Source organism: Bacillus sp. EKM420B (assembly GCF_011065565.1).
Lineage (GTDB): Bacteria > Bacillota > Bacilli > Bacillales > Bacillaceae > Bacillus > Bacillus velezensis.
This window is the reverse complement of the sequence record NZ_JAAMNX010000003.1, coordinates 142,115-162,502: the sequence shown is the minus strand read 5'-3', so window position 1 is coordinate 162,502 and position 20,388 is coordinate 142,115. Positions and strand designations below refer to the sequence as shown.

The 20,388-nt window shown below is 44.6% G+C and carries 15 protein-coding genes and 2 pseudogenes; 1 reads left to right on the top strand and 16 read right to left on the bottom strand.

Annotated elements, in window-relative coordinates:
• Window positions 1-154 precede the first annotated feature (154 nt).
• The 9 genes and pseudogenes from mdh to G9F48_RS10815 form a co-directional block, all read right to left on the bottom strand.
• Window positions 155-1,093 carry a malate dehydrogenase gene (mdh, locus tag G9F48_RS10855; protein ID WP_003152455.1) on the bottom strand — a complete coding sequence of 313 codons (939 nt, stop codon included), beginning with the start codon at window positions 1,091-1,093 and terminating at the stop codon, window positions 155-157.
• Window positions 1,094-1,138: 45 nt separating this feature from the next.
• Window positions 1,139-2,410: an NADP-dependent isocitrate dehydrogenase gene (gene icd / locus G9F48_RS10850; protein ID WP_003152454.1), complete on the bottom strand. Its 1,272-nt coding sequence runs from the start codon at window positions 2,408-2,410 to the stop codon at window positions 1,139-1,141.
• A 160-nt stretch (window positions 2,411-2,570) separates the two neighbouring features.
• On the bottom strand, window positions 2,571-3,689 hold the full coding sequence (gene citZ / locus G9F48_RS10845; protein WP_003152453.1) for a citrate synthase: 1,119 nt from the start codon (window positions 3,687-3,689) through the stop codon (window positions 2,571-2,573).
• An 817-nt stretch (window positions 3,690-4,506) separates the two neighbouring features.
• Window positions 4,507-4,845, bottom strand: coding sequence for a hypothetical protein (locus G9F48_RS10840; RefSeq protein ID WP_165409478.1), 339 nt, complete (start codon window positions 4,843-4,845; stop codon window positions 4,507-4,509).
• Window positions 4,846-5,157: 312 nt separating this feature from the next.
• Window positions 5,158-6,291, bottom strand: a pseudogene (locus G9F48_RS10835) (response regulator aspartate phosphatase).
• Window positions 6,292-6,571: 280 nt separating this feature from the next.
• Window positions 6,572-7,009 (bottom strand): terpene synthase, encoded by a 438-nt coding sequence (locus tag G9F48_RS10830; protein ID WP_077722691.1) that lies wholly within the window; start codon window positions 7,007-7,009, stop codon window positions 6,572-6,574.
• A 128-nt stretch (window positions 7,010-7,137) separates the two neighbouring features.
• A pseudogene (locus G9F48_RS10825) lies at window positions 7,138-7,251 on the bottom strand (peptidoglycan-binding domain-containing protein); the annotation flags it as partial.
• A 204-nt stretch (window positions 7,252-7,455) separates the two neighbouring features.
• Complete coding sequence (locus tag G9F48_RS10820) at window positions 7,456-7,866, bottom strand: YjdF family protein (RefSeq protein WP_077722693.1); 411 nt, start codon at window positions 7,864-7,866, stop codon at window positions 7,456-7,458.
• Window positions 7,867-8,288: 422 nt separating this feature from the next.
• Window positions 8,289-8,753 (bottom strand): DUF441 domain-containing protein, encoded by a 465-nt coding sequence (locus tag G9F48_RS10815; RefSeq protein WP_003152447.1) that lies wholly within the window; start codon window positions 8,751-8,753, stop codon window positions 8,289-8,291.
• Between the two features lie 97 nt (window positions 8,754-8,850).
• On the opposite strand from G9F48_RS10815, the gene ytvI reads away from it, so the two are divergent.
• Complete coding sequence (ytvI, locus tag G9F48_RS10810) at window positions 8,851-9,966, top strand: sporulation integral membrane protein YtvI (RefSeq protein WP_109567115.1); 1,116 nt, start codon at window positions 8,851-8,853, stop codon at window positions 9,964-9,966.
• Between the two features lie 31 nt (window positions 9,967-9,997).
• Here ytvI and G9F48_RS10805 read toward each other — a convergent pair whose 3' ends face one another.
• The 7 genes from G9F48_RS10805 to dnaE form a co-directional block, all read right to left on the bottom strand.
• Window positions 9,998-10,381 carry an FxsA family protein gene (locus G9F48_RS10805; protein ID WP_012118168.1) on the bottom strand — a complete coding sequence of 128 codons (384 nt, stop codon included), beginning with the start codon at window positions 10,379-10,381 and terminating at the stop codon, window positions 9,998-10,000.
• A gap of 110 nt (window positions 10,382-10,491) precedes the next feature.
• A complete protein-coding gene (pyk, locus tag G9F48_RS10800; RefSeq protein ID WP_165409477.1) occupies window positions 10,492-12,249 on the bottom strand; it encodes a pyruvate kinase in 1,758 nt (585 codons plus the stop codon).
• Between the two features lie 39 nt (window positions 12,250-12,288).
• Window positions 12,289-13,248, bottom strand: coding sequence for a 6-phosphofructokinase (gene pfkA / locus G9F48_RS10795; RefSeq protein ID WP_003152443.1), 960 nt, complete (start codon window positions 13,246-13,248; stop codon window positions 12,289-12,291).
• 191 nt (window positions 13,249-13,439) lie between these two features.
• Window positions 13,440-14,417, bottom strand: a complete 978-nt coding sequence (accA, locus tag G9F48_RS10790; protein WP_165409476.1) for an acetyl-CoA carboxylase carboxyl transferase subunit alpha — start codon at window positions 14,415-14,417, stop codon at window positions 13,440-13,442.
• The gene (accD, locus tag G9F48_RS10785; protein ID WP_003152441.1) at window positions 14,402-15,274 is read right to left on the bottom strand and encodes an acetyl-CoA carboxylase, carboxyltransferase subunit beta; all 873 of its coding nucleotides are present in this window, start codon (window positions 15,272-15,274) and stop codon (window positions 14,402-14,404) included. Before accD ends, accA begins: the two co-directional genes overlap by 16 nt.
• Before the next feature lie 327 nt (window positions 15,275-15,601).
• Window positions 15,602-16,834, bottom strand: a complete 1,233-nt coding sequence (locus tag G9F48_RS10780) for an NAD(P)-dependent malic enzyme (protein WP_003152440.1) — start codon at window positions 16,832-16,834, stop codon at window positions 15,602-15,604.
• A gap of 139 nt (window positions 16,835-16,973) precedes the next feature.
• Window positions 16,974-20,312 (bottom strand): DNA polymerase III subunit alpha, encoded by a 3,339-nt coding sequence (gene dnaE / locus G9F48_RS10775; RefSeq protein ID WP_165409475.1) that lies wholly within the window; start codon window positions 20,310-20,312, stop codon window positions 16,974-16,976.
• Window positions 20,313-20,388 lie beyond the last annotated feature (76 nt).

Below are 20,388 nucleotides of genomic sequence, written 5' to 3'. Positions count from 1 at the left end.
TCACTTTATGATTTCATTTTATCCAATACTGCCCGTTCAGACAATTCGCCTTTTTGATCATTTTCAGAGAAAGGATCGCTCAGGGAAAAAAGAAAACGCTTTCATTAATTGTAAAAAGAGGAAGGCTTCTGATTCGGAAGCCTTCCCTTTTTTCTTATGACAATACTTTCATCACGTTTTTGACAGATTCAACTGATTTACTCAGCTGCGCTTTTTCATAGTCTGTCAGTTCAAGCTCGATGATTTGCTCTAGGCCGTTTCCTCCGATAATCGTAGGTACGCCTAAGTAAATGCCTTCATGACCGTATTCGCCTTCTAAGTAAGCGATGGTCGGAAGCACGCGGCGCTGATCTTTCAAAATGGCTTCTACCATTTCAGTCAATGATGCAGCAGGCGCGTAGTAGGCGCTTCCGTTTCCGAGAAGGTTGACGATTTCCCCGCCGCCTTTTCTTGTGCGTTCTACAATCGCATCAAGACGGTCTTTCGGGATAAGCGTTTCAAGCGGAATGCCGCCCGCATAGGAATAACGGACGAGAGGAACCATGTCGTCACCGTGTCCGCCAAGAACAAAACCGGTCACATCTTTTACAGACAGGTTTAATTCTTCAGCGACGAATGTTCTGAATCGCGCAGTGTCAAGCACTCCGGATTGTCCGATGACGCGTTCTTTCGGGAAGCCTGATTCTTTGTACACCGCATATGTCATCGCATCAACAGGGTTTGTCAATACAACGATAATGCAGTCAGGAGAATATTTCACGATCTCACGTGTGACGCTTCTCATGATTTTTTCGTTTGTAGATACGAGATCATCACGGCTCATGCCTGGTTTTCTCGCAATTCCGGCTGTGATGACGACGATATCAGAACCGGCTGTGTCCTCGTAGTTGGACGTGCCTGTGATTTTCGCGTCAAATCCTTGAACCGGACTTGCTTCGAGCATGTCTAGCGCTTTTCCTTTTGTCGGGTTTTCTAATTGCGGAATATCAACGAGCACAACGTCCGCAAGCTCTTTTTGAGCTGTAAGAAAGGCTGTTGTCGCTCCCGTAAATCCTGCTCCGATAACAGAAACTTTACTGCGTGTTTTTCCCATGATTCTCTTCTCCTTTTTTGGCTTCATTAGAAGTCTGCTTTAGGTTCAGTCCATGTTTTTGATGAGCTCTTCACCGAACTCTGAACATTTCACTTCGGTTGCACCGTCCATTAATCTAGCAAAATCGTACGTTACTACTTTTGAAGCAATCGTTTTTTCCATAGATTTAATGATCAAGTCAGCAGCCTCATTCCAGTTCAGGTGTTCAAGAAGAAGCACTCCTGAAAGGATGACGGATGACGGGTTGACCTTGTCAAGGCCGGCATATTTAGGAGCCGTTCCGTGAGTCGCTTCAAAAATCGCATGCCCTGTTTCATAGTTGATGTTCGCTCCAGGGGCGATCCCGATTCCGCCTACCTGAGCGGCAAGCGCATCAGAGATATAGTCTCCGTTTAAGTTCATTGTCGCTACGACGTCGAATTCGCTCGGACGGGTCAAGATCTGCTGAAGGAAAATATCAGCGATGCTGTCTTTGACGATGATTTTCCCTGCCGCTTCCGCTTCGCTCTGCGCTTTATCAGCCGCTTCTTTTCCGTCTTTTTCGACAATGCGGTCATATTCAGCCCAAGTGAATACTTTATCTCCGTATTCTCTTTCGGCAAGCTCGTAGCCCCAGTTTTTAAATGCCCCTTCAGTGAACTTCATGATGTTCCCTTTGTGGACAAGCGTGACAGACTTACGGCCGTTTTCGATCGCATACTCAATGGCAGCTCTGACTAAGCGGCTTGTGCCTTCTTCAGAAACAGGCTTGATCCCGATTCCTGACGTTTCAGGGAAACGGATTTTGTTAACGCCCATTTCATTTTGCAGGAAGCTGATCAGCTTTTCAACTTCTTCAGAACCTTTCGCATACTCAATTCCGGCGTAAATATCTTCCGTATTCTCGCGGAAAATGACCATATCCGTATCTTCAGGACGTTTGACCGGAGAAGGCACTCCCGTGAAATATCTGACCGGGCGCAGGCACGTAAACAAATCAAGCTCCTGTCTCAGCGCCACGTTCAGAGAACGGATACCGCCGCCGACCGGCGTCGTCAGAGGACCTTTGATGGCGATGAAGTACTCTCTGATGTCTTCCAGTGTTTCGGCAGGAAGCCACTCACCTGTTTTATTATAAGCCTTTTCACCGGCATAAACTTCTTTCCACGTGATTTTTTTCTCGCCTTTATATGCTTTTTCAACAGCGGCTTCCAATACTTTAGAAGCGGCGTTCCAAATATCAGGGCCTGTGCCGTCGCCTTCAATAAACGGGATAATCGGATTATTTGGTACGTTTAATACTCCATTAGAGACTGTAATTTTTTCACCTTGTGACACAATATTACCTCCCAGTATGTAATTCATATTTAGAAAACATTTTATTTTTCTTGTATAAAAAATAAAATGACTTTTCTCAAGATTCTATCAAAATTGTAAACCAATCCGGGCTTGATTAACAAGAGGCTAACGACATGAAAATCACCAGCCTCCCGTTTGATCAGGCTCTTTCATCAATCGGAACAAAAGTCTGCTTATCCGGACCCGTGTAATCAGCGCGCGGGCGGATGAGGCGGTTGTTATCGTACTGTTCAAGAATATGGGCGATCCATCCTGACATTCTGCTGACTGCAAAGATCGGCGTGAACAGATCGTGATCAATGCCGAGACTGTGGTATACAGATGCGGAATAGAAATCAACGTTAGGCGGGAGTTTTTTCTCCGACGTCACGATTTCTTCGACACGGATTGACATCTCGTACCATTTGCTTTCACCCGTCAGATTCGTCAGGCGTTTGCTCATTTCTTTTAAGTGTTTGGCCCGCGGGTCCCCATGCTTATACACACGGTGTCCGAAGCCCATTACTTTTTCCTTTTTCTCCATTTTGCTGCGGATATAAGGCTCGGCGTTTTCCACTTCGCCGATTTCTGTCAGCATTTTCATGACGGCTTCATTGGCTCCGCCGTGAAGCGGTCCTTTTAAAGCGCCGATGGCGGCAGTGATGCCTGAGTAAATATCAGATAAGGTGGCGACACATACTCTCGCCGTAAATGTTGATGCGTTCAGCTCATGATCCGCATGAAGAATGAGCGCTTTGTTAAACGCTTCCACTTCGATCGGAGAAGGCTCTTCACCGTTTAAGGTGTAAAGGAAGTTCTCCGCGATTCCGTACTCTTCCTTCGGTTCAACAGGATCAAGTCCTTTGCGGATTCTTGAGAAAGCGGCGACAATGCCCGGCACTTTCGCCTGCAGACGGATGGCTTTTCTGTAGTTCGCTTCCGGATTCATGACATCGGCTTCACTGTCAGTCAGACCGAGTAATGAAATCGCCGTCCGGAGCGCAGCCATTGGATGTACGTTATTGAGGGGATAGGATTTGAAGTGCTCAATGATTTCTTGTGGAACGGCTGCTTCTTTCGCAAGCTGTTTTTTCAGTTCAGCAAGTTCCGTTTTATTCGGCAGGCGCAGATGCCACAGCAAATAAATGATTTCTTCAAAACTTGCATTCTCTGTCAAGTCGTCAATATCGTACCCTACATATGTAAGGGTATCGTCGATAATAGAGCTTACAGATGATGTTGTTGCTACAACCCCTTCAAGACCGCGTGTTGCTGTCATATTCAACCTCTCCTTTTCAATCAAAATTCCCCTTTAAAGAGTATATAAAACATACGGCTTACTTAAAATGAGTCATGCAAACAATCCCTTTCCCCTTTAAGAAAATGCTTACATTTCACTGGTTGCGGTTACATAACCGGTATGCTTATAGAGGAACATAACAAATTCTTATAAGCTTATTTAAGTTTAAGCCTATTCTTATTATAAACAATAATCTGATTAATTTGTAGACTTTTAACTAAAAATGTTTTAAAAGCCCTATATATCAAGGCTTGGCGTTGATAAATTTAATCACTTGCTTTCAGATGCTTTGTAAAACCATGTATTCTCATGTTTTCATTTGGGGGGGCTTTGGGGAACATTAAAAGGACAGGCGCAACAACTTCACCGCAAATTTCCCCCCCTTCTTTACCGGAGAAGGGGGGATTTTGTTTACTCGACTGAATTAATGTTCGGATCAGCTTCGGAAATCCATGTTTTGGTTTTAGTTGGTTCAAATTTTCTTATAAATATCTTTGTTGTTACTTCGTATTTCGCTTTTGTGTATATAACGATTCTTTTGTATGTTTCTGCGGACTTCAAACGAATATCACCCTTTGAAGCAACATAACCTGTTACCATACTTGTAAATGCAACAGCCGAAGCCCCCGCCTAAATTAAAAGTTGCAGTCAAATATCTTGTAATATGGTACATACCTATACCACCTGATGCCGCCGAAGCAACTGCATAAGCCGGTATCGTATAATCTGGTTTCAATTGCCCGTCCCATTTCGCCTGAACATAAGCTGCATTTTTCAAGACATTGCTTGAGGCATATTAATTTAATCCAGCAGTATGATAAACCATCAAATTTTCAATACTCACATTAGGGTCTAAATCGGAGGTAACAATATATCCTCTATTACCCCCTTCCTTTTCTGTGGCAAAAGCCAAAGTAACCCCACTAAACACCAGTGACCAGGAAATAATACCGATCACCAAAGACTTGTTGGTTCTTAAAAACCCACAGGTCTTTCTCCTTTCAAATACACGTTTAAGTTTGTTTTTGAAAACGCTGCCTTTTTTTAAGTTATTTAAGCTATGATTTGAAATAGGGGGGTGGAAAATGAGGGAATTGATTTTGACAATAATAAACGCAATAATTTGTGGTGTCATCGTTTATTATGTTAGTTCCTTAGGTTTTCTGCTGCTAGTCATTTGTTTGTTTATCCCCACCTATATTATTATGAAAATTAATGTTTTTTTAATAAGAGAAAAAACAAAAATACTTGACAATAAAAAAAGATGCAACCTTTTAAAAGGCCACATCTTTTTTAGTTTTGAAATCATGTTTGCAGTCGCGCAGCTAGTTGTATTACCTCGTTATCAGTTTTGGCTGCATTATGATGAAGATGAGTCGTGTTTCCTACAAAAGCAATTATACCGAACGTAATAGCGAAAGCAGAGACATAGAAACAAATTGCTTTTTTAATATTCATACAAACAATCCCCCGCTGTATTTGAAGTTGAGACTCCACCATCTTATCATAAAAAATTGTAGCCATTTCAAAGTCCTTCATTTCTTTGAAAAAATTTGCTGTTAAAAGTGTCAACTCTTCGACATACGAATACATATGAATATTTTCAAGCTTACTTAAAATTTCCTCAAGGCTTTCTTTGTTAATGGGTTCAGCAAATAAAACGTATAAAAACTCTGTTAATAAGCAAAACAAATTGTCGTCATATTTTACTGCTGTTTTTAAACCTTCTTTTAAAGCTTGGCCTGCCGCGGCTGTTTTCTTTTGTTTAAATAATACTATGGAAAGTGAATAATATGAATGGGGCAGAGTTCTCAATTTCATTTCTTCACCAATCTCAATTGCTTGTCTCAAATACGCTTCGGCCTTTTCTTCTTGTCCCATGTAGTGATAACTTTCACCCAAATTATAAAGAGCAGAGGAAATCAACCTTTTATGACCAAATTCTTGCGAAAGCTTCAAGGCTTCCTTAAGATGCTGTAATCCTTTTTCGTAATGTTTAAAATCAAGATAATTACCCACAATTACAAATAAACTTTGAATTTTTCGGACGGTATAAAGCGGATTTCGATCATAAATTTCTAACGCTTTTAAAATATGATGCATGGATAGAGTGCGTTTGTTTCATATTATAATAAGCCTCTGCCAACTTAAAATGAAACTCAGCTTGTTCTATTTCATCAGAGACATGATGAATTTCCATCTCTGCTTTACGATAAAAATTAATTGCTTCTACATATTGCTTCTGATCAAATTCGTACATTCCGCGAAAAAAATGCGAGTAATATTTTAAGAGGCCGGTAAGTGTTTTTTGTGGTTTCTCAATCTTCTCAAGTAGTTCTGTGGTGGTTGGCCTATCAGACCTATACTTTATTTCTGGGTTTAGATAATCCAGCATAAGTTGATGACGAAAAGTCATGAGCGAGTAATAAATAAGTAAATACTCGTCTTCTTCCATTTCTTTTATTTCGTTTTCCACTTCGGCTTTTAAAATTTCCGCGTCTGGCACACTAAATTGACGAATCATCTTGTACCACTCGTTAATTTTAACGCCTACATGTGAAGACGGTAATACTTGGTCCATGCATTCCCCTCCTCCTCTTTTGATTTATTTTCCACTAATTTCTTATTTTCTGTAAACGAAAAAATACCGAAATTTTCCTAATTAACCGAAAATAACAAAAATTGATAGCGATTTTGGAAATAGAACATCCATGAATAAAGCTTATATACACCCTTGCGGATGCTGAACTTACGATTTTCGTCAAGTATATTTATGCTATCAAGAGAAACTAGAAGTCTATATTTTGCCTTAAAAAGGAGTACAGAAATTATATTCTGTACTCCAATATCTAAATAAAAAATCAATCTTGAGATAAATAAATCCAATTTATATCGTCAAATTCTTTGATAACATAATCTGATCCTATACTACGTAAAATTCTATTAAAGAAAATGATGTCATCTTCATCATCGTAATCATATAAATTCTTTTGAACATATTCTTTAATAATAAAATTCGTTAAATTTGTATGATTAACAAATTCGGAAAAGTAAGATCTTATAAAAATTGAATCATCTTCATTTAATTTTTCATCATTAACAATTGAAATCTTAAAAACATTTAAAATCGCATTAATATCTTCTTCATCCATATAACACAATGGTGCTATTTTTTTGTCTTCTTCTGTAAATGGCTTTCGAGTATCTTCAATTATTACGTAAGATAAAATGTTACCATCTTTCAGCACACGAAAAACTTCTAAATCACGTAATTTTAAAGCTCTATTAAGAGATAGCATTATTTCCCCCTACTCAAATATTAAAACCCAAACCTACTGTTACACCTATTTAAAGCTGCTATTGTTATCACATATGCAGGATTCAATAATATATCAATCCAACTATATTTAGTAATTTTTTTCGTTCTTTATCTAATTTTTCTTGTTTCTTTAACGCTGATTTTCATCTTTGTCTTTGGTCCATAAATGCCGTCAGCAGTCATGCCGTACATGGACTGGAATCGTTTGACTGCATTTGCGCTGTTGTCGGCCCGTAAATATCCTCATCAAACCGTTCATCAATTGAAACTGACTCATTTACTGATGTAAGTGAAGTTAAATAAATGCAGAAAAACCCTCCTCATCTCGAGAAGGGCTCGATTTCTGCTTCTTTTTTCTAAATCAGTCCGAAGAAAAAACTGATGCCGCTCAACTTTTCAATCGAAGGGCTTCATCGGGTTCTCCAATTATTTGCCCCTATGCTTTTCTTTTGCTTTTTGTTTTCTGATTAAATATTTTTGTTCCTTTATTTTTTCTCTTTGTTTTCTATTCAGTTGTTTTTTCTTTTCTTTTCTTGCTTCAAGCTCCTGTTTTATCGCTTTTTGCGCCTTAGTTGATATCCCGATATTTTTCATCTCTTTAGAAGCTTGTCGTTGCAATCTTTTTGGATTTAATTTCTTAGATTTTGCTTTAACACAAACCCCTTCTTGTCCAGTGCGGGAGAGAGTCTGTAAAAGTTGATTATGAACAAAATGCATGATTTCTGAATCCTTGGGCTCTTGTCCAAACAAATGACGAACTGCTCTTAATTTCCCATTATTCACAACTTCAATGACTCCTACCCAAAACTGACCATCGTAGTAAACCGTTAATTTCATAACGATTCCCTCCTCCTAAATTTACTGAAGAATGATGGACATCCCGAGGAGGGGAAGGTTACTGACATTTTAAATCATGCATCCGGACTACCAACCGAATTGTGTTTTTTCATTCTCATTATAAATTTAACAAACTTTCAAATTGAAGGAAAGGGTCTCCGCTTATTTTAACAACACTTCAAGTTTTGATTTGGTTCAAGTGCATAAATTCCATCAGCTTTTAATCCATTCATCAATTGGAACCGCCTTACTGCATCGCTGTCATCGCAAAATATGCGCCGGCGATTCCGAAGTTCTTTGTTACATGGTAAGCCACTTCATTCCTCGGAATAATGCAAATGGCATTTGTCTGAACTACAAAATGCGCTGCAAACTCTTATTTTCACCCGCAAAAAAAAGCAGCTTTACGCCGCTTTTTTACTTTATGAAGTGAATATTTTAACGATTTGCATGGCCAAGTAGGCGATTCCGGCGCCGATTAACGGGCCGACGGCGACGCCTCCGAAAAGCGCGACGGCAAGTATCGTGCCGATGACCAGCGCCGTTGTAATATGAGGGTCGTTTTCCAATAAGGTAAGACCGTTTTTGGCGATTAAGGCAACCGCGATCCCGGCACCGAGAGCGATCCACGCATAATATGATTTCATCGCTTCTCCGAGCTGTTTAAAACCGATATCACCTGTGGCAATCGGCACTAAAACGGCGATTGTAATGACGGTGACCCCCCAGTTGATGCCTTTTGACTGAATAACCGGAAATAGTTTCTGATCAAGACCGACAGCTTTTATCACAATGAGAAAGCCGACGGCAAAAAGCAATGACTGATTTTTGGCTACCAATGCGATGGCCAGCAATAATAGTAAAAATAAATTCGCCTGTGTAAACATCCTGAAAGCACCCTCTTTCATCATATCTGTAATCATATCCTTTTTTTTGACGAATAAACTAATGTAATAGGACGTGCCGACCGAGAGGAGGATCGATGTGAATCCGCACTATGCAACTGTTTTTTTCCGCACGCTGTTTGTACTCGCTGCGGCCGGCGGCGCTTTAGCGGCCGGTTACGCCTCATTTCCGTTAACTTATCCGTTTCTGATCGCCCTTATTCTGTCATCAGCGATCATTCCCGTTGTTGACTGGCTGGACAAACTGACGGGGCTGCCCCGGTCAGTCAATACAGTCATTGTCCTGGTCTTCTTTTTGCTTATTCTTCTCGGCGCGGCGACATTTCTCGTTGCGGAAATCATTTCGGGAACCGCCTATCTGGCCAAAACGCTCCCTCCCCATATCAGCGCCTTTATGACGTATTGCGAAGAGCTGTTCACTTCCCGCATTCAGCCATTGTATCACGAGCTGACCGTCTTATTTAACGGGCTGGAAACCAATCAGCAGGCTTCCATCGTGACACATATTCAGACCCTCGGTGATACAGCCGCTAAAAATGCAGGGCTCATGCTTTCACATCTTTTGGAGCTGGTGCCGAAATGGATTGCCTTCCTTCCCAATACAGCTGCCGTCTTCATTTTCGCAATGCTGGCGACTTTTTTTATGACAAAGGACTGGCATAAGCTGAAGGCGCTGCTTTATTCCATTTTTCCGGAACGGGTTTCGGCAAACGCCAAGGCCGTATCGGGAGAGCTGAAAAAAGCGATGGCAGGTTTCATTAAGGCGCAGGCCGTGCTCATACTTTTCACGATGATCATTGTCTTTATCGGACTTTTTCTTTTAGGGATTGAGCATGCGGCAACCATCGCCTTTTTTATCGGCCTGGTTGATCTGCTCCCGTATCTCGGCGCCGGGTCGGTCTTTGTTCCCTGGATTATGTATTCGGCCATTGCCGGTCAGCTTCCTCAAGCGATCGGTCTCGGTGTTTTATATATTGTGGTTCTCATTCAGCGCCAGCTGACGGAGCCGAAAATTTTAAGCAAGTCAATCGGACTTGATCCGCTTGCGACCTTAATCGCCCTGTTTGCCGGCTTTAAATTGTTCGGAATTTTAGGACTGGCTGCGGGGCCCGCGCTGCTCGTTTTCATTCAGGCCTGTATCACAACGGGCGCTTTAAAAGAAATATGGGCCTATATTACTGTTCAATCCAAATAAAAACAGCAGCCCTGTAAGAAGGCTGCCGTTTTTATTTGATAATGATCCGCTTGTTTTTTGACATTCCTCTCAGCCATTTGAACAAAAGCGGCTTCATGCGGTTCCGAGTGAACGGAATCAGAAGACAGGCCCCTGCAATATCGGACAGAAAACCCGGAAGCATCAAAAGCAGGCCTCCGAAAAAGACGCATATCCCGTCAAGAAGCGCTTCCCCCGGCATTTTGCCGTGCTGCAGGTCGCGCATCACCCGATGATACACATCGGTTCCCTGTCTTTTTGCCACCAAAGCGCCTAACACGCCTGTCAAAATGATGAGAAGGAAGGTCGGAAAAATACCGAGCCATTTTCCCGCCAGCAGAAACAAACCGATTTCAATTGCCGGACATACGATAAACAGTAAGAATAACACTCTCATTTTTCTGCCCTCCTGCCCTTCTAAAAGCGCGTCACCGCCCGCATGGGAATAGGAAAATCAGCCTAAAGACAAAAGAGAAGGGAGAACCCCCCTCTCTTTTTTAAAGCTGTTTAAAGAACGCTTGCGCGGCCTTCATACACAGCGCCGCGGGCAGCGTCAACTGTGATAACCTGTCCTTCTGTTAAAACTGAAGTTGCGTTCTCAAGGCCGACGATAACCGGAATGCCCAAGCTTAAACCGACAACGGCTGCATGGCTTGTCAGACCGCCTTCTTCAGTGATGAGCGCTGATGCTTTTTCAAGTGAAGCGATCATGTCGCGGTCAGTGCTTGAAGCAACCAATACTGCGCCGTGTGTCATTTTTTGTTCAGCTTCTTTCGCATTTTTTGCAACAACGACCGGACCGAATGCAGATTTGCGTCCGATGCCTTGCCCTTTCGCGATAATGCTGCCGACAGTGTGGACTTTCATCAGATTCGTCGTGCCTGATTCACCGACAGAACCTGCTGTAATGACAATCAGATCACCGCGTTTCACGATGCCGCTGTCAAGTGATTTTTGAACCGCGTCTTCAAGCATTTCATCGGTAGAATTTGCGTTTTGGCCGCTTGACGGGAATACACCGAATACAAGGCCGAGTTTGCGTGATACAGACTCATTAACCGTAACGGCTACAATCGGAGCCTGCGGACGGTATTTCGCGATCATACGCGCCGTATGGCCGCTTTCTGTAGGCGTCACGATAGCTGCCGCACTCAGATTGATCGCCGTGTGCGCAACTGATTGGCCGATCGCATCGGTAATCGTCATGCCGACCTGATCTCTGCGTTTAGACAGAATTTCTTTGTAGTTCAGAGATTCTTCCGTGCGTGTGGCGATGTTAAACATTGTTTGAACCGCCTCAACAGGATATTGTCCCGCAGCCGTCTCACCGGAAAGCATGATCGCGTCTGTGCCGTCGAAAATAGCGTTGGCAACGTCACTTGCTTCAGCGCGTGTCGGACGAGGGTTGCGCTGCATGCTGTCAAGCATTTGTGTCGCTGTAATAACCGGTTTGCCGAGCGCGTTGCATTTTTTGATCATTTCTTTTTGCACGAGCGGCACTTCTTCGGCCGGAATCTCTACGCCGAGGTCTCCGCGCGCTACCATTAGGCCGTCAGATACTTCCAGGATCGCATCCAGGTTGTCCACGCCTTCCTGGTTCTCGATCTTAGGAATGATTTGAATGTCAGACGCGTTATGCTCTTCAAGCAGTTCGCGGATTTCCAGGACATCCGTAGAACGGCGTACAAATGACGCAGCGATAAAATCAACGCCTTGCTCGATACCGAATACGATGTCTTTGGCGTCTTTTTCAGTAATTCCGGGAAGGTTGACGCTGACGCCGGGAACGTTTACGCCTTTTTTATTTTTCAGCGTGCCGCTGTTTAAGATTTTTGTTTTGATTTCGTGTTTTTCCGGATTTGATTCCAGCACTTCCAATCCGATTAAACCGTCATCCAGCAGGATGATAGACCCTGCTGACACGTCGTCTGCCAGGCCTTCATAAGAAACTGAGAATTTTTCAAGCGTTCCCAGCACCTGTTTCGTAGAAACGATAATTTCATTTCCCGCCTGAAGCTCAAGCGCGCCGTTTTCCATATCGTGCGTGCGGATTTCCGGACCTTTCGTATCGAGGAGAATCCCCACGTTTTTGCCGAGCTTTTTGCTGGCTTCTCTGATGTTTTTGATTCTTGCGCCGTGCTCTTCGAAATCACCGTGTGAAAAATTCAGACGAGCAACGTTCATACCCGCTTCCATCAATTTTGTCAGCATTTCTACACTTTCACTGGCCGGACCGATTGTACAAACGATTTTTGTTTTTTTCAACTCGTTCACTTCCTTCTGAAATCTTCAGCTTCTTCCGCCTTAAATAGACAGTTCTTTTGAAAGCTGATACATGTTTGGTTCAACAGTATGTTTTGATTCTAAAATTTCTATAATATCATGGTCTACAAGCTTGTTGTTTTGTATACCTACGCAGCGTCCGCCTTTTCCTTTAAGCAGAAGCTCAACCGCGTAAGCGCCGAGGCGGCTTGCAAGAACCCGGTCAGAAGCGCTTGGAGATCCGCCGCGCTGGATGTGCCCTAAAACGGATACCCGTGTTTCAAGGTTCGTTTCTTCTTCGATGCGTTTTCCGAATTCAACCCCGCTGCCTACCCCTTCTGCAACGATGATGATACTGTGTTTTTTGCCGCGGTCGTGCCCTCTCTTCAAACGGCCGATAATTTCCTCCATATCGTAGTCCGCTTCAGGAATTAAAATTGATTCCGCTCCGCCTGCAAGACCTGCCCATAAAGCAATGTCGCCCGCATGGCGCCCCATCACTTCAATAACGTATGTACGCTCATGAGACGTAGCGGTGTCACGGATTTTATCAATCGCATCAATTACGGTGTTTAACGCCGTATCAAATCCGATCGTAAAATCAGTTCCCGGGATGTCATTATCTATCGTACCCGGTACACCCACACACGGAAACCCGTGTTCCGTTAATTTTTTCGCACCCATGTATGAACCGTCTCCGCCGATGACGACAAGACCTTCAATGCCGAGTTTCTTTAAATTTTCGATTCCTTTTTCACGGCCTTCAACTGTTTTGAATTCAGGACATCTGGCCGTATACAGCTTTGTTCCGCCGCGGTGGATGATGTCACCGACCGAACCCAGCTCCAGTTTTTCTATTTTTCCGCTGATTAATCCTGAATAACCGTTATAAATTCCGTACACTTCGACGTCGTGGTAGATAGCTTTCCGCACAACCGCGCGCACCGCAGCGTTCATACCCGGGGAATCCCCGCCGCTCGTTAGTACTCCTATACGCTTCATTTCCTATTCACCTCAGCAACATATATATGTTAAACATATCATGATCATTGCCCTAAAACAATGAAAAGGGACGCCTGAGCTCCCATGAAACCTTACCTATTATACAATTAAATAAATTGTTTTTAAATAAAATTTAAGGAATATCACAAAAATCACAAAAAATAAACGTGAGCCATAGGCTTCACGTCTATTCAGTTTACCCCGATATATTGATCCTCAACCGAAACTTTCCCGATTGCTTTATATTTTTCATAGCGCTGTGAGATCAATTCTTCGGCGTTCAATTGAAGAAGAGATTTTAACGTTTCTTTAAGAATACCGTCAATGTAGCCCGCCTGCTGCTTGATATCATGGTGAGCTCCGCCCTTCACTTCTTTAATCATATCATCAATAATTCCTAATTCTAATAAATCGGGCGCAGTAATCTTCATGGTTTCGGCCGCTTTTTTCGCAAGGCTGGAGTCTTTCCACAAAATGGACGCGGCTCCTTCAGGAGAAATAACGGAATACGTCGAGTTCTCAAGCATCAGCATGCGGTTGCCCACACCTAACGCAAGCGCGCCTCCGCTGCCGCCTTCCCCGATGACGATACAAACGACAGGCACAGTCAGGCCGGCCATCTCGAACAGGTTCTTGGCGATGGCTTCACTTTGTCCCCGTTCCTCCGCCGCTTTACCCGGGTACGCTCCCTTCGTGTCGATGAAGCAGATAATCGGGCGGTTGAACTTATCCGCCTGCTTCATGAGACGAAGCGCTTTGCGGTAGCCCTCAGGGTGAGGCATCCCGAAATTGCGGACAAGGTTTTCTTTCGTGTCTTTTCCGCGCTGATGTCCGATGACGGTGACCGGCATGCCGTGATATTTGGCGACTCCGCCGACAATCGCAGCATCATCTCCGTATGTTCTGTCTCCGTGGCACTCAAAAAAGTCGGTAAACAGGTATTGAATGTAATCAAGCGTCGTCGGCCGGTCGGGAAGGCGTGCGATCTGCACTCTGTCCCACGGCTTCAGGTTTTTATAAATCTCATCCTGGAGCTTGCTGAGCCGGTCTTCAAGCCTTTCGATTTCAGCGCTTAAATCCATCTCCGAATCTTGGGTGAATTTTTTCAGTTCGGCGATTTTCGTCTGCAGTTCAATCACCGGTTTTTCAAATTCTAATCTTGCAGCCACTCATGCTCACCTCCTGTTTGGTGCATGTCCAGCAGAAATGCGAGTTTGTCTTTCATGTCGTTTCGGTGAATCACCGCATCAAGCTGGCCGTGCTTTAATAAAAATTCCGCCGTCTGGAAATCTTCCGGCAGTTTTTCCCCGATCGTCTGTTCAATAATACGTCTTCCTGCAAATCCGATCAAGGCGCCCGGTTCAGCGAAATTATAATCACCGAGAGACGCGAAACTGGCCGATACGCCGCCTGTCGTCGGATGGGTCATGACAGAAATAATCAGTCCCTGCTCCTCACTGAACAGTTTTAATGCAGAGCTTGTCTTTGCCATTTGCATAAGACTTAAGACCCCCTCCTGCATACGTGCGCCGCCGGAAGCGGTAAAGATGATAAACGGGACTTTTTCCTCTTTTGCTTTTTCAATTGCAAGCGTGATTTTTTCGCCGACAACCGAACCCATGCTGCCCATTCGGAATGTTGAATCCATGATCGCGATCACGGCAGGGAAACCGCTGATGGTTCCTTTTCCGGTAACCACCGCTTCATTCAGCGATGTTTTCTCACGGTCTTTTTCGATTTTTTCTAAGTATTCCGGGAAACCGAGCGGGTTTTCAGATATCATTCCCTGGTTGAATTCTTCGAATGAATCTTCATCCAGGAGGCTTTCAATGCGCTGCTTTGCATTCATCGGGAAATGGTGCCCGCAGTTCATGCAGACGCGCAGGTTTTTATCTAACTCTTTTGTGAGCATGATTTTTTTACATTTGGGGCACTTTGTCATAATGCCTTCCGGAACATCATGTTTTGCCTGCTCAGACGGCACGGAAGCATATTTTTTCTTTTTTGTGAATATATCCTTTAACAAATGATTACCTCCCTTTTGTGAAGGGTTCTCTTCACTGCATGTCTTCCGATTAGATAGACTTAATAATAACTTTACCGAAACTATTGTACTTTTTTTGTCAAACGGTGTCATCCTCCATTCGACATTTTTTGCTGCAAAACAGACGGAAACGGACGGATTTCATACCGTAAAAAGCGTTGTTCAGCCTTATCTGTCAGCGTTTTCAAAAGAAATAAGGATTCTGCTGAAATTTTTTTAAGACCTGCCCTTAAAAAAATGCCGGCAGTCCGTATATTGAACAGCAGCGCGTTGTTTTTTCCAACGCGCTGCCATTTCATTTTTGTGTTATTATTCACCGATGACTGTGAGCTGTCTTGTTTTTTCAGCCACTTCTTCAGGATCGACCGTAATTCTTGCGACGCCCGTTTCCATCGCTGCTTTCGCAACAGCTTTCGCAACGGCAGGAGCCACGCGTTTGTCAAACGGAGCCGGGATGACGTAATCAGCGCTTAATTCTTCCTCTGAAACAAGGGAAGCAATCGCTTCAACCGCAGCAATTTTCATTTCTTCGTTGATGTGAGTCGCGCGAACGTCAAGCGCCCCGCGGAAAATTCCAGGGAATGCCAGTACGTTGTTAACCTGGTTCGGGAAATCAGAACGGCCTGTTCCGATGACGCTAGCGCCGGCTGCGCGCGCGTCTTCAGGCATGATTTCCGGATTCGGGTTGGCCATTGCGAAGATAATCGGATCTTTCGCCATGCTCTCCACCATTTCTTTCGTCAGCGCGCCTTCGACTGATACGCCGATAAAGACGTCTGCATCTTTAATGACATCCTGCAGCGAACCGTCGTTGCGGTCTTGGTTTGTAAACTTGGCCACTTCGTTTTTCACCGCGTTCATGCCGGCCGGACGCCCTTCGTAAATCGCTCCTTTAGAGTCGCACATCACGATGTCGCGTACGCCGAAATGGTAAAGAAGCTTAATGATCGCGATGCCTGCGGCTCCCGCTCCGTTTGCCACAACTTTAATGGATGACATGGATTTTCCTGATAATTTCAGCGCATTTACAAGTCCGGCAACGGTTACGATGGCAGTGCCGTGCTGATCATCGTGGAAAACCGGAATGTTTGTTTCTTTTTTCAGGCGCTCTTCGATAATGAAGCAGTTCGGCGCCGCAATATCTTCAAGGTTGACACCTCCGAATGTCGGTTCAAGCAGCTTCACAGTGTCAATGATTTTGTCCACATCGTTTGTGTCAAGCGCGATCGGGAATGCATCCACGCCCGCGAAACTTTTGAACAGCACCGCTTTCCCTTCCATGACCGGAAGTGAAGCTTCAGGCCCGATATTACCGAGACCGAGAACGGCTGATCCGTCTGTTACGACTGCTACCATGTTCCCCTTCATTGTATAATCATATACTTTATTTTTATCGTCATAAATCTCTTTACAAGGCTCAGCTACTCCGGGAGAGTAAGCAAGGCTTAAGTCGTCCGCGTTTCTGACTTCTACCTTTGCTTTTGATTCCAGCTTTCCTTGATTTACTTTGTGTAAATGTAACGCTTCTTCTCTTAATGACATTCTAAACACTCCTTTTAAGTACTTTGTTACATATTCTGCCGCATAGACTGGTACAATCGCTGGAGGTGAAAAATTTCAGAATCTTTAAATAAGATAGCACAATTGTTTCAATTGTATAACAAAACGATTATTGTTACCACTATTTTAACACGACGTTTTCGCGGCCCAGCAGCTCTTTTAAACGGTATAACGCCTGATGGTCCGCCTGAATATGAAAAGTATCCGGCAGCCTGATCGTCTGCTTGTCTTTTTCATAATATAGATAAACGCCGGTTTCCCCTTTATGCTCCAGTAAAATACGCTTCATCTTTTCCAAAAACTCCTGATTGTGCCGGCTGCCTTCGATTTTGATGTAAACAGACGGCGCTCTGTCTGCCTCCGTCTGCTCAAGAAGAGAGGCGGATGACATGATGAATTGTGTCTTCTCCTGACGCTCTTCCATTTTTCCGGCGGCGAATAAAAGCGCGCCTTCTTTTAACAGCGGAGACAGCCTTCTATATTGGTCAGGAAACACGACGGCTTCCATTTCTCCCGTTTCATCGCTTAATGTGAGAAACGCCATATGCTGACCTGTCTTTGTCCGAATCGTTTTGATGCCCGCGAGCAAAGCGCCGATTGACAGCTGTCCCTTCGGCATCTGCCGCGCTGCTGTGATCGCTTGCGCCCCCCGTTTGTTCAGGAGATCCCTGAAAGCAGACAAAGGATGGCTTGAGAAATAAACACCGAGAGCTTCTTTTTCGAACCGAAGCTTGTCCACGAGCGGAAATTCCTCAGCCTCTACATATTTTGGCTTAATGGAAAACGATTCTTCCAAAAACAATCCCATTTGGTCATCGTCTGCACGAAAAAGTTCAGCGTGCTCTAAAGCCACATCAACGGAAGCCAGCAAGGCGGCGCGATTTTGATTGAATTCGTCCATGGCGCCAGAAAATATAAGGGCTTCGATGGTTTTCCGATTTACGCTTTTTGCAGGTACGCGAAAGCAGAAATCGAAAAGATCCTCGAACGGTTTATGTGTTCTTGCTTTATAAATATCTTTCACTGCCGAGACGCCTACGTTTTTAACGGCCCGCAAACTGTATCTGACGGCTCCGTTTTCCGGCGCAAACGGAAAACCGCTTTTGTTTATTGACGGCGGAAGGACTTGAATCCCGCTCCCCTTCGCTTCATGCAGATATTGCGATATTTTGTCCTCATTGCCGATGACGCTCGTCAACAGCCCGCACATAAAATATAACGGATAATGCGCCTTTAAATAGGCGAGCTGATAGCCGATCATGCTGTATGCGACAGCATGGCTTCTGTTGAATCCGTAGTTAGCGAATTTTACAATCAGATCGTAGACCTCGTTTGCAGTGACTACAGAATACTCCTTTTTTAAGCACCCTTCAACAAAATGGCTTCGCTCTCTGTCCAGAATGTCCTTTTGCTTTTTGCTGACAGCCCGTCTGAGCAGATCCGCTTCACCTAATGAAAACCCTGCCATGCGCGAGGCGATCATCATTATCTGCTCTTGATAGACGATGACGCCGTAAGTGTCACTGAGAATATTTCTTACGTCCTCGTGCGGCACTTCCACACGCGCGCGGCCGTGCTTCCGATCGATAAATAACGGAATATTTTCCATCGGTCCCGGCCTGTAAAGCGCGTTAACCGCGACAATGTCTTCCAGTCTTGACGGCTTCAGGCGCTTCAGCACGTTCCTCATTCCTGATGATTCCAGCTGGAAAATACCCGTCGTATCACCGTTTGACAATAACGAGAACGTTTTTTCATCCTGATAAGAAATCTCGGAAAAATCAATTTTCGTATTCGTCTCTTTTTCAATCATCGTTTTAATGGATTCAATAATCGTCAGGTTGCGCAAACCTAAAAAGTCCATTTTCAAAAGACCGAGATCTTCCAGGTGATCCATCGCATACTGCGTTAAATACACGCCGTCATGCCCTTCTTGAAGAGGGACAACTTCCGAAAGCGGCTCTTTACTGAGAACGACCCCGGCCGCGTGTGTTGACGTGTGTCTCGGAAGACCTTCGATTTTCCTTGCAATCTGAAACACTTTATGAAGAACGGAGGATTCGGACAGCCGCCTGTTCAGCTGAGCGGACTGCCGCCTCGCCTCTTCAAGCGTCATTCCCGGTTTTGAGGGGATCAGGCGGGCAAGCTGGTCGGCTTCTTTCGGACTGACTCCGAACACTCTCCCGGTATCCCTTAACGCCGCCTTTGCGGCCAATGTCCCGAAGGTGATAATCTGGGCGACGTGCATGGCCCCGTACTTATTTTGTACATACTGAATGACCTCATCCCTTCTCGTATCAGGGAAATCGATATCAATATCCGGCATGCTGATCCGCTCGGGATTAAGAAATCTCTCAAACAGCAGAGAATGTTTAAGCGGATCCACGTTGGTAATGAAAAGCGAGTAAGCGACAAGCGAGCCTGCCGCGGACCCCCTTCCCGGGCCTGTCACAATGCCCTTTTCATGCGCGTACTTCATAAAGTCCCATACGATGAGAAAATAATCACTGAATTTCATGCGCCTGATGACGTCCAGCTCATATTCAAGCCGGCGGACAGCCCGCTCATCAGGAGTGCCGAAACGGAGACGCAGCCCCTCGTGACAGATCTCCGCCAAATAGTCATCGGCTGATTTGCCGTCCGGCGCCGGAAAAGACGGAAGCTGTGTCTGTCCGAGGCTGACATCGACCCGGCATTGCCGGGCGATACGCGCGGCTGCTTCAATCGCCTCCGGATGCCGCGTGTAAAGCTCTGCCATTTCTTCAGGCGTCCTCAAGTATAAGTCCGGCAGATTCCCGCTCTGATCCTCCCATTTCTCTCCGGCTTTAATAGCGCACAGACAGCGGTACGCATCTTGATCTTCTTTCTTGATATAGCGGACATCTCCCGCAGCGCAGACAGCGATTTCCGTCTCGGCTGACAGGCGGAGAATCTCTTCTGATAACGTCTCATGTCCTTTAAACGGCTGGTACCCTAAATAAAAACGGCCGTCTCCGAACAGCTCCCGGAATCCTTCGGCAGCCCGGACCGCTTCTTCAAACTTCCCGCCTTGAAGCAGGCTTTCAATGTACCCGTTTTCACCGGGCGTAATGGCGATCAGCCCCTCATGATAGCTCTTCATCCATTTTCGCTTCATGCCGCCCTTTGCCATGGATTGCAGCGCACTTGAGATTTTCACCAGGTTCTGATAACCGGTGTTTGTCTCCGCTAAAAGAATGAGCGGGTGCGCTTCAAGCTCCGTATCGTCCGTGTATATAGAAGCCGTCAGACCGATAATCGGCTTAATTCCGTTTGATTTGCATGCTTTATAAAACTCAATGGCGCCGTACATCACATTTTCGTCCGTCAGCGCCAATGATGAATATCCGAGTTCCTTCGCTTGTGTAACAAGCTCTTTTACAGAAGCGGCGCTGTTTAACAGGCTGTAGCCGCTATGTACTTGCAGGTGAACAAAAGACAATGCCGCCACTCCTTTCCATACGTTCATTTTGCCTTTCTACATTATAAGACGGGTTTTCTTAAGAAACAAATGTTCT

Excerpts from the sequence above, each read along its gene's own strand:
- mdh (WP_003152455.1), bottom strand. The coding sequence starts at position 1,093 with ATGGGAAAAACACGCAGTAAAGTTTCTGTTATCGGAGCAGGATTTACG.
- citZ (WP_003152453.1), bottom strand. The coding sequence starts at position 3,689 with ATGACAGCAACACGCGGTCTTGAAGGGGTTGTAGCAACAACATCATCT.
- G9F48_RS10840 (WP_165409478.1), bottom strand. The coding sequence starts at position 4,845 with ATGACACCACAAATTATTGCGTTTATTATTGTCAAAATCAATTCCCTC.
- G9F48_RS10830 (WP_077722691.1), bottom strand. The coding sequence starts at position 7,009 with ATGCTATCTCTTAATAGAGCTTTAAAATTACGTGATTTAGAAGTTTTT.
- G9F48_RS10820 (WP_077722693.1), bottom strand. The coding sequence starts at position 7,866 with ATGAAATTAACGGTTTACTACGATGGTCAGTTTTGGGTAGGAGTCATT.
- G9F48_RS10815 (WP_003152447.1), bottom strand. The coding sequence starts at position 8,753 with ATGTTTACACAGGCGAATTTATTTTTACTATTATTGCTGGCCATCGCA.
- G9F48_RS10805 (WP_012118168.1), bottom strand. The coding sequence starts at position 10,381 with ATGAGAGTGTTATTCTTACTGTTTATCGTATGTCCGGCAATTGAAATC.
- pfkA (WP_003152443.1), bottom strand. The coding sequence starts at position 13,248 with ATGAAGCGTATAGGAGTACTAACGAGCGGCGGGGATTCCCCGGGTATG.
- G9F48_RS10780 (WP_003152440.1), bottom strand. The coding sequence starts at position 16,834 with ATGTCATTAAGAGAAGAAGCGTTACATTTACACAAAGTAAATCAAGGA.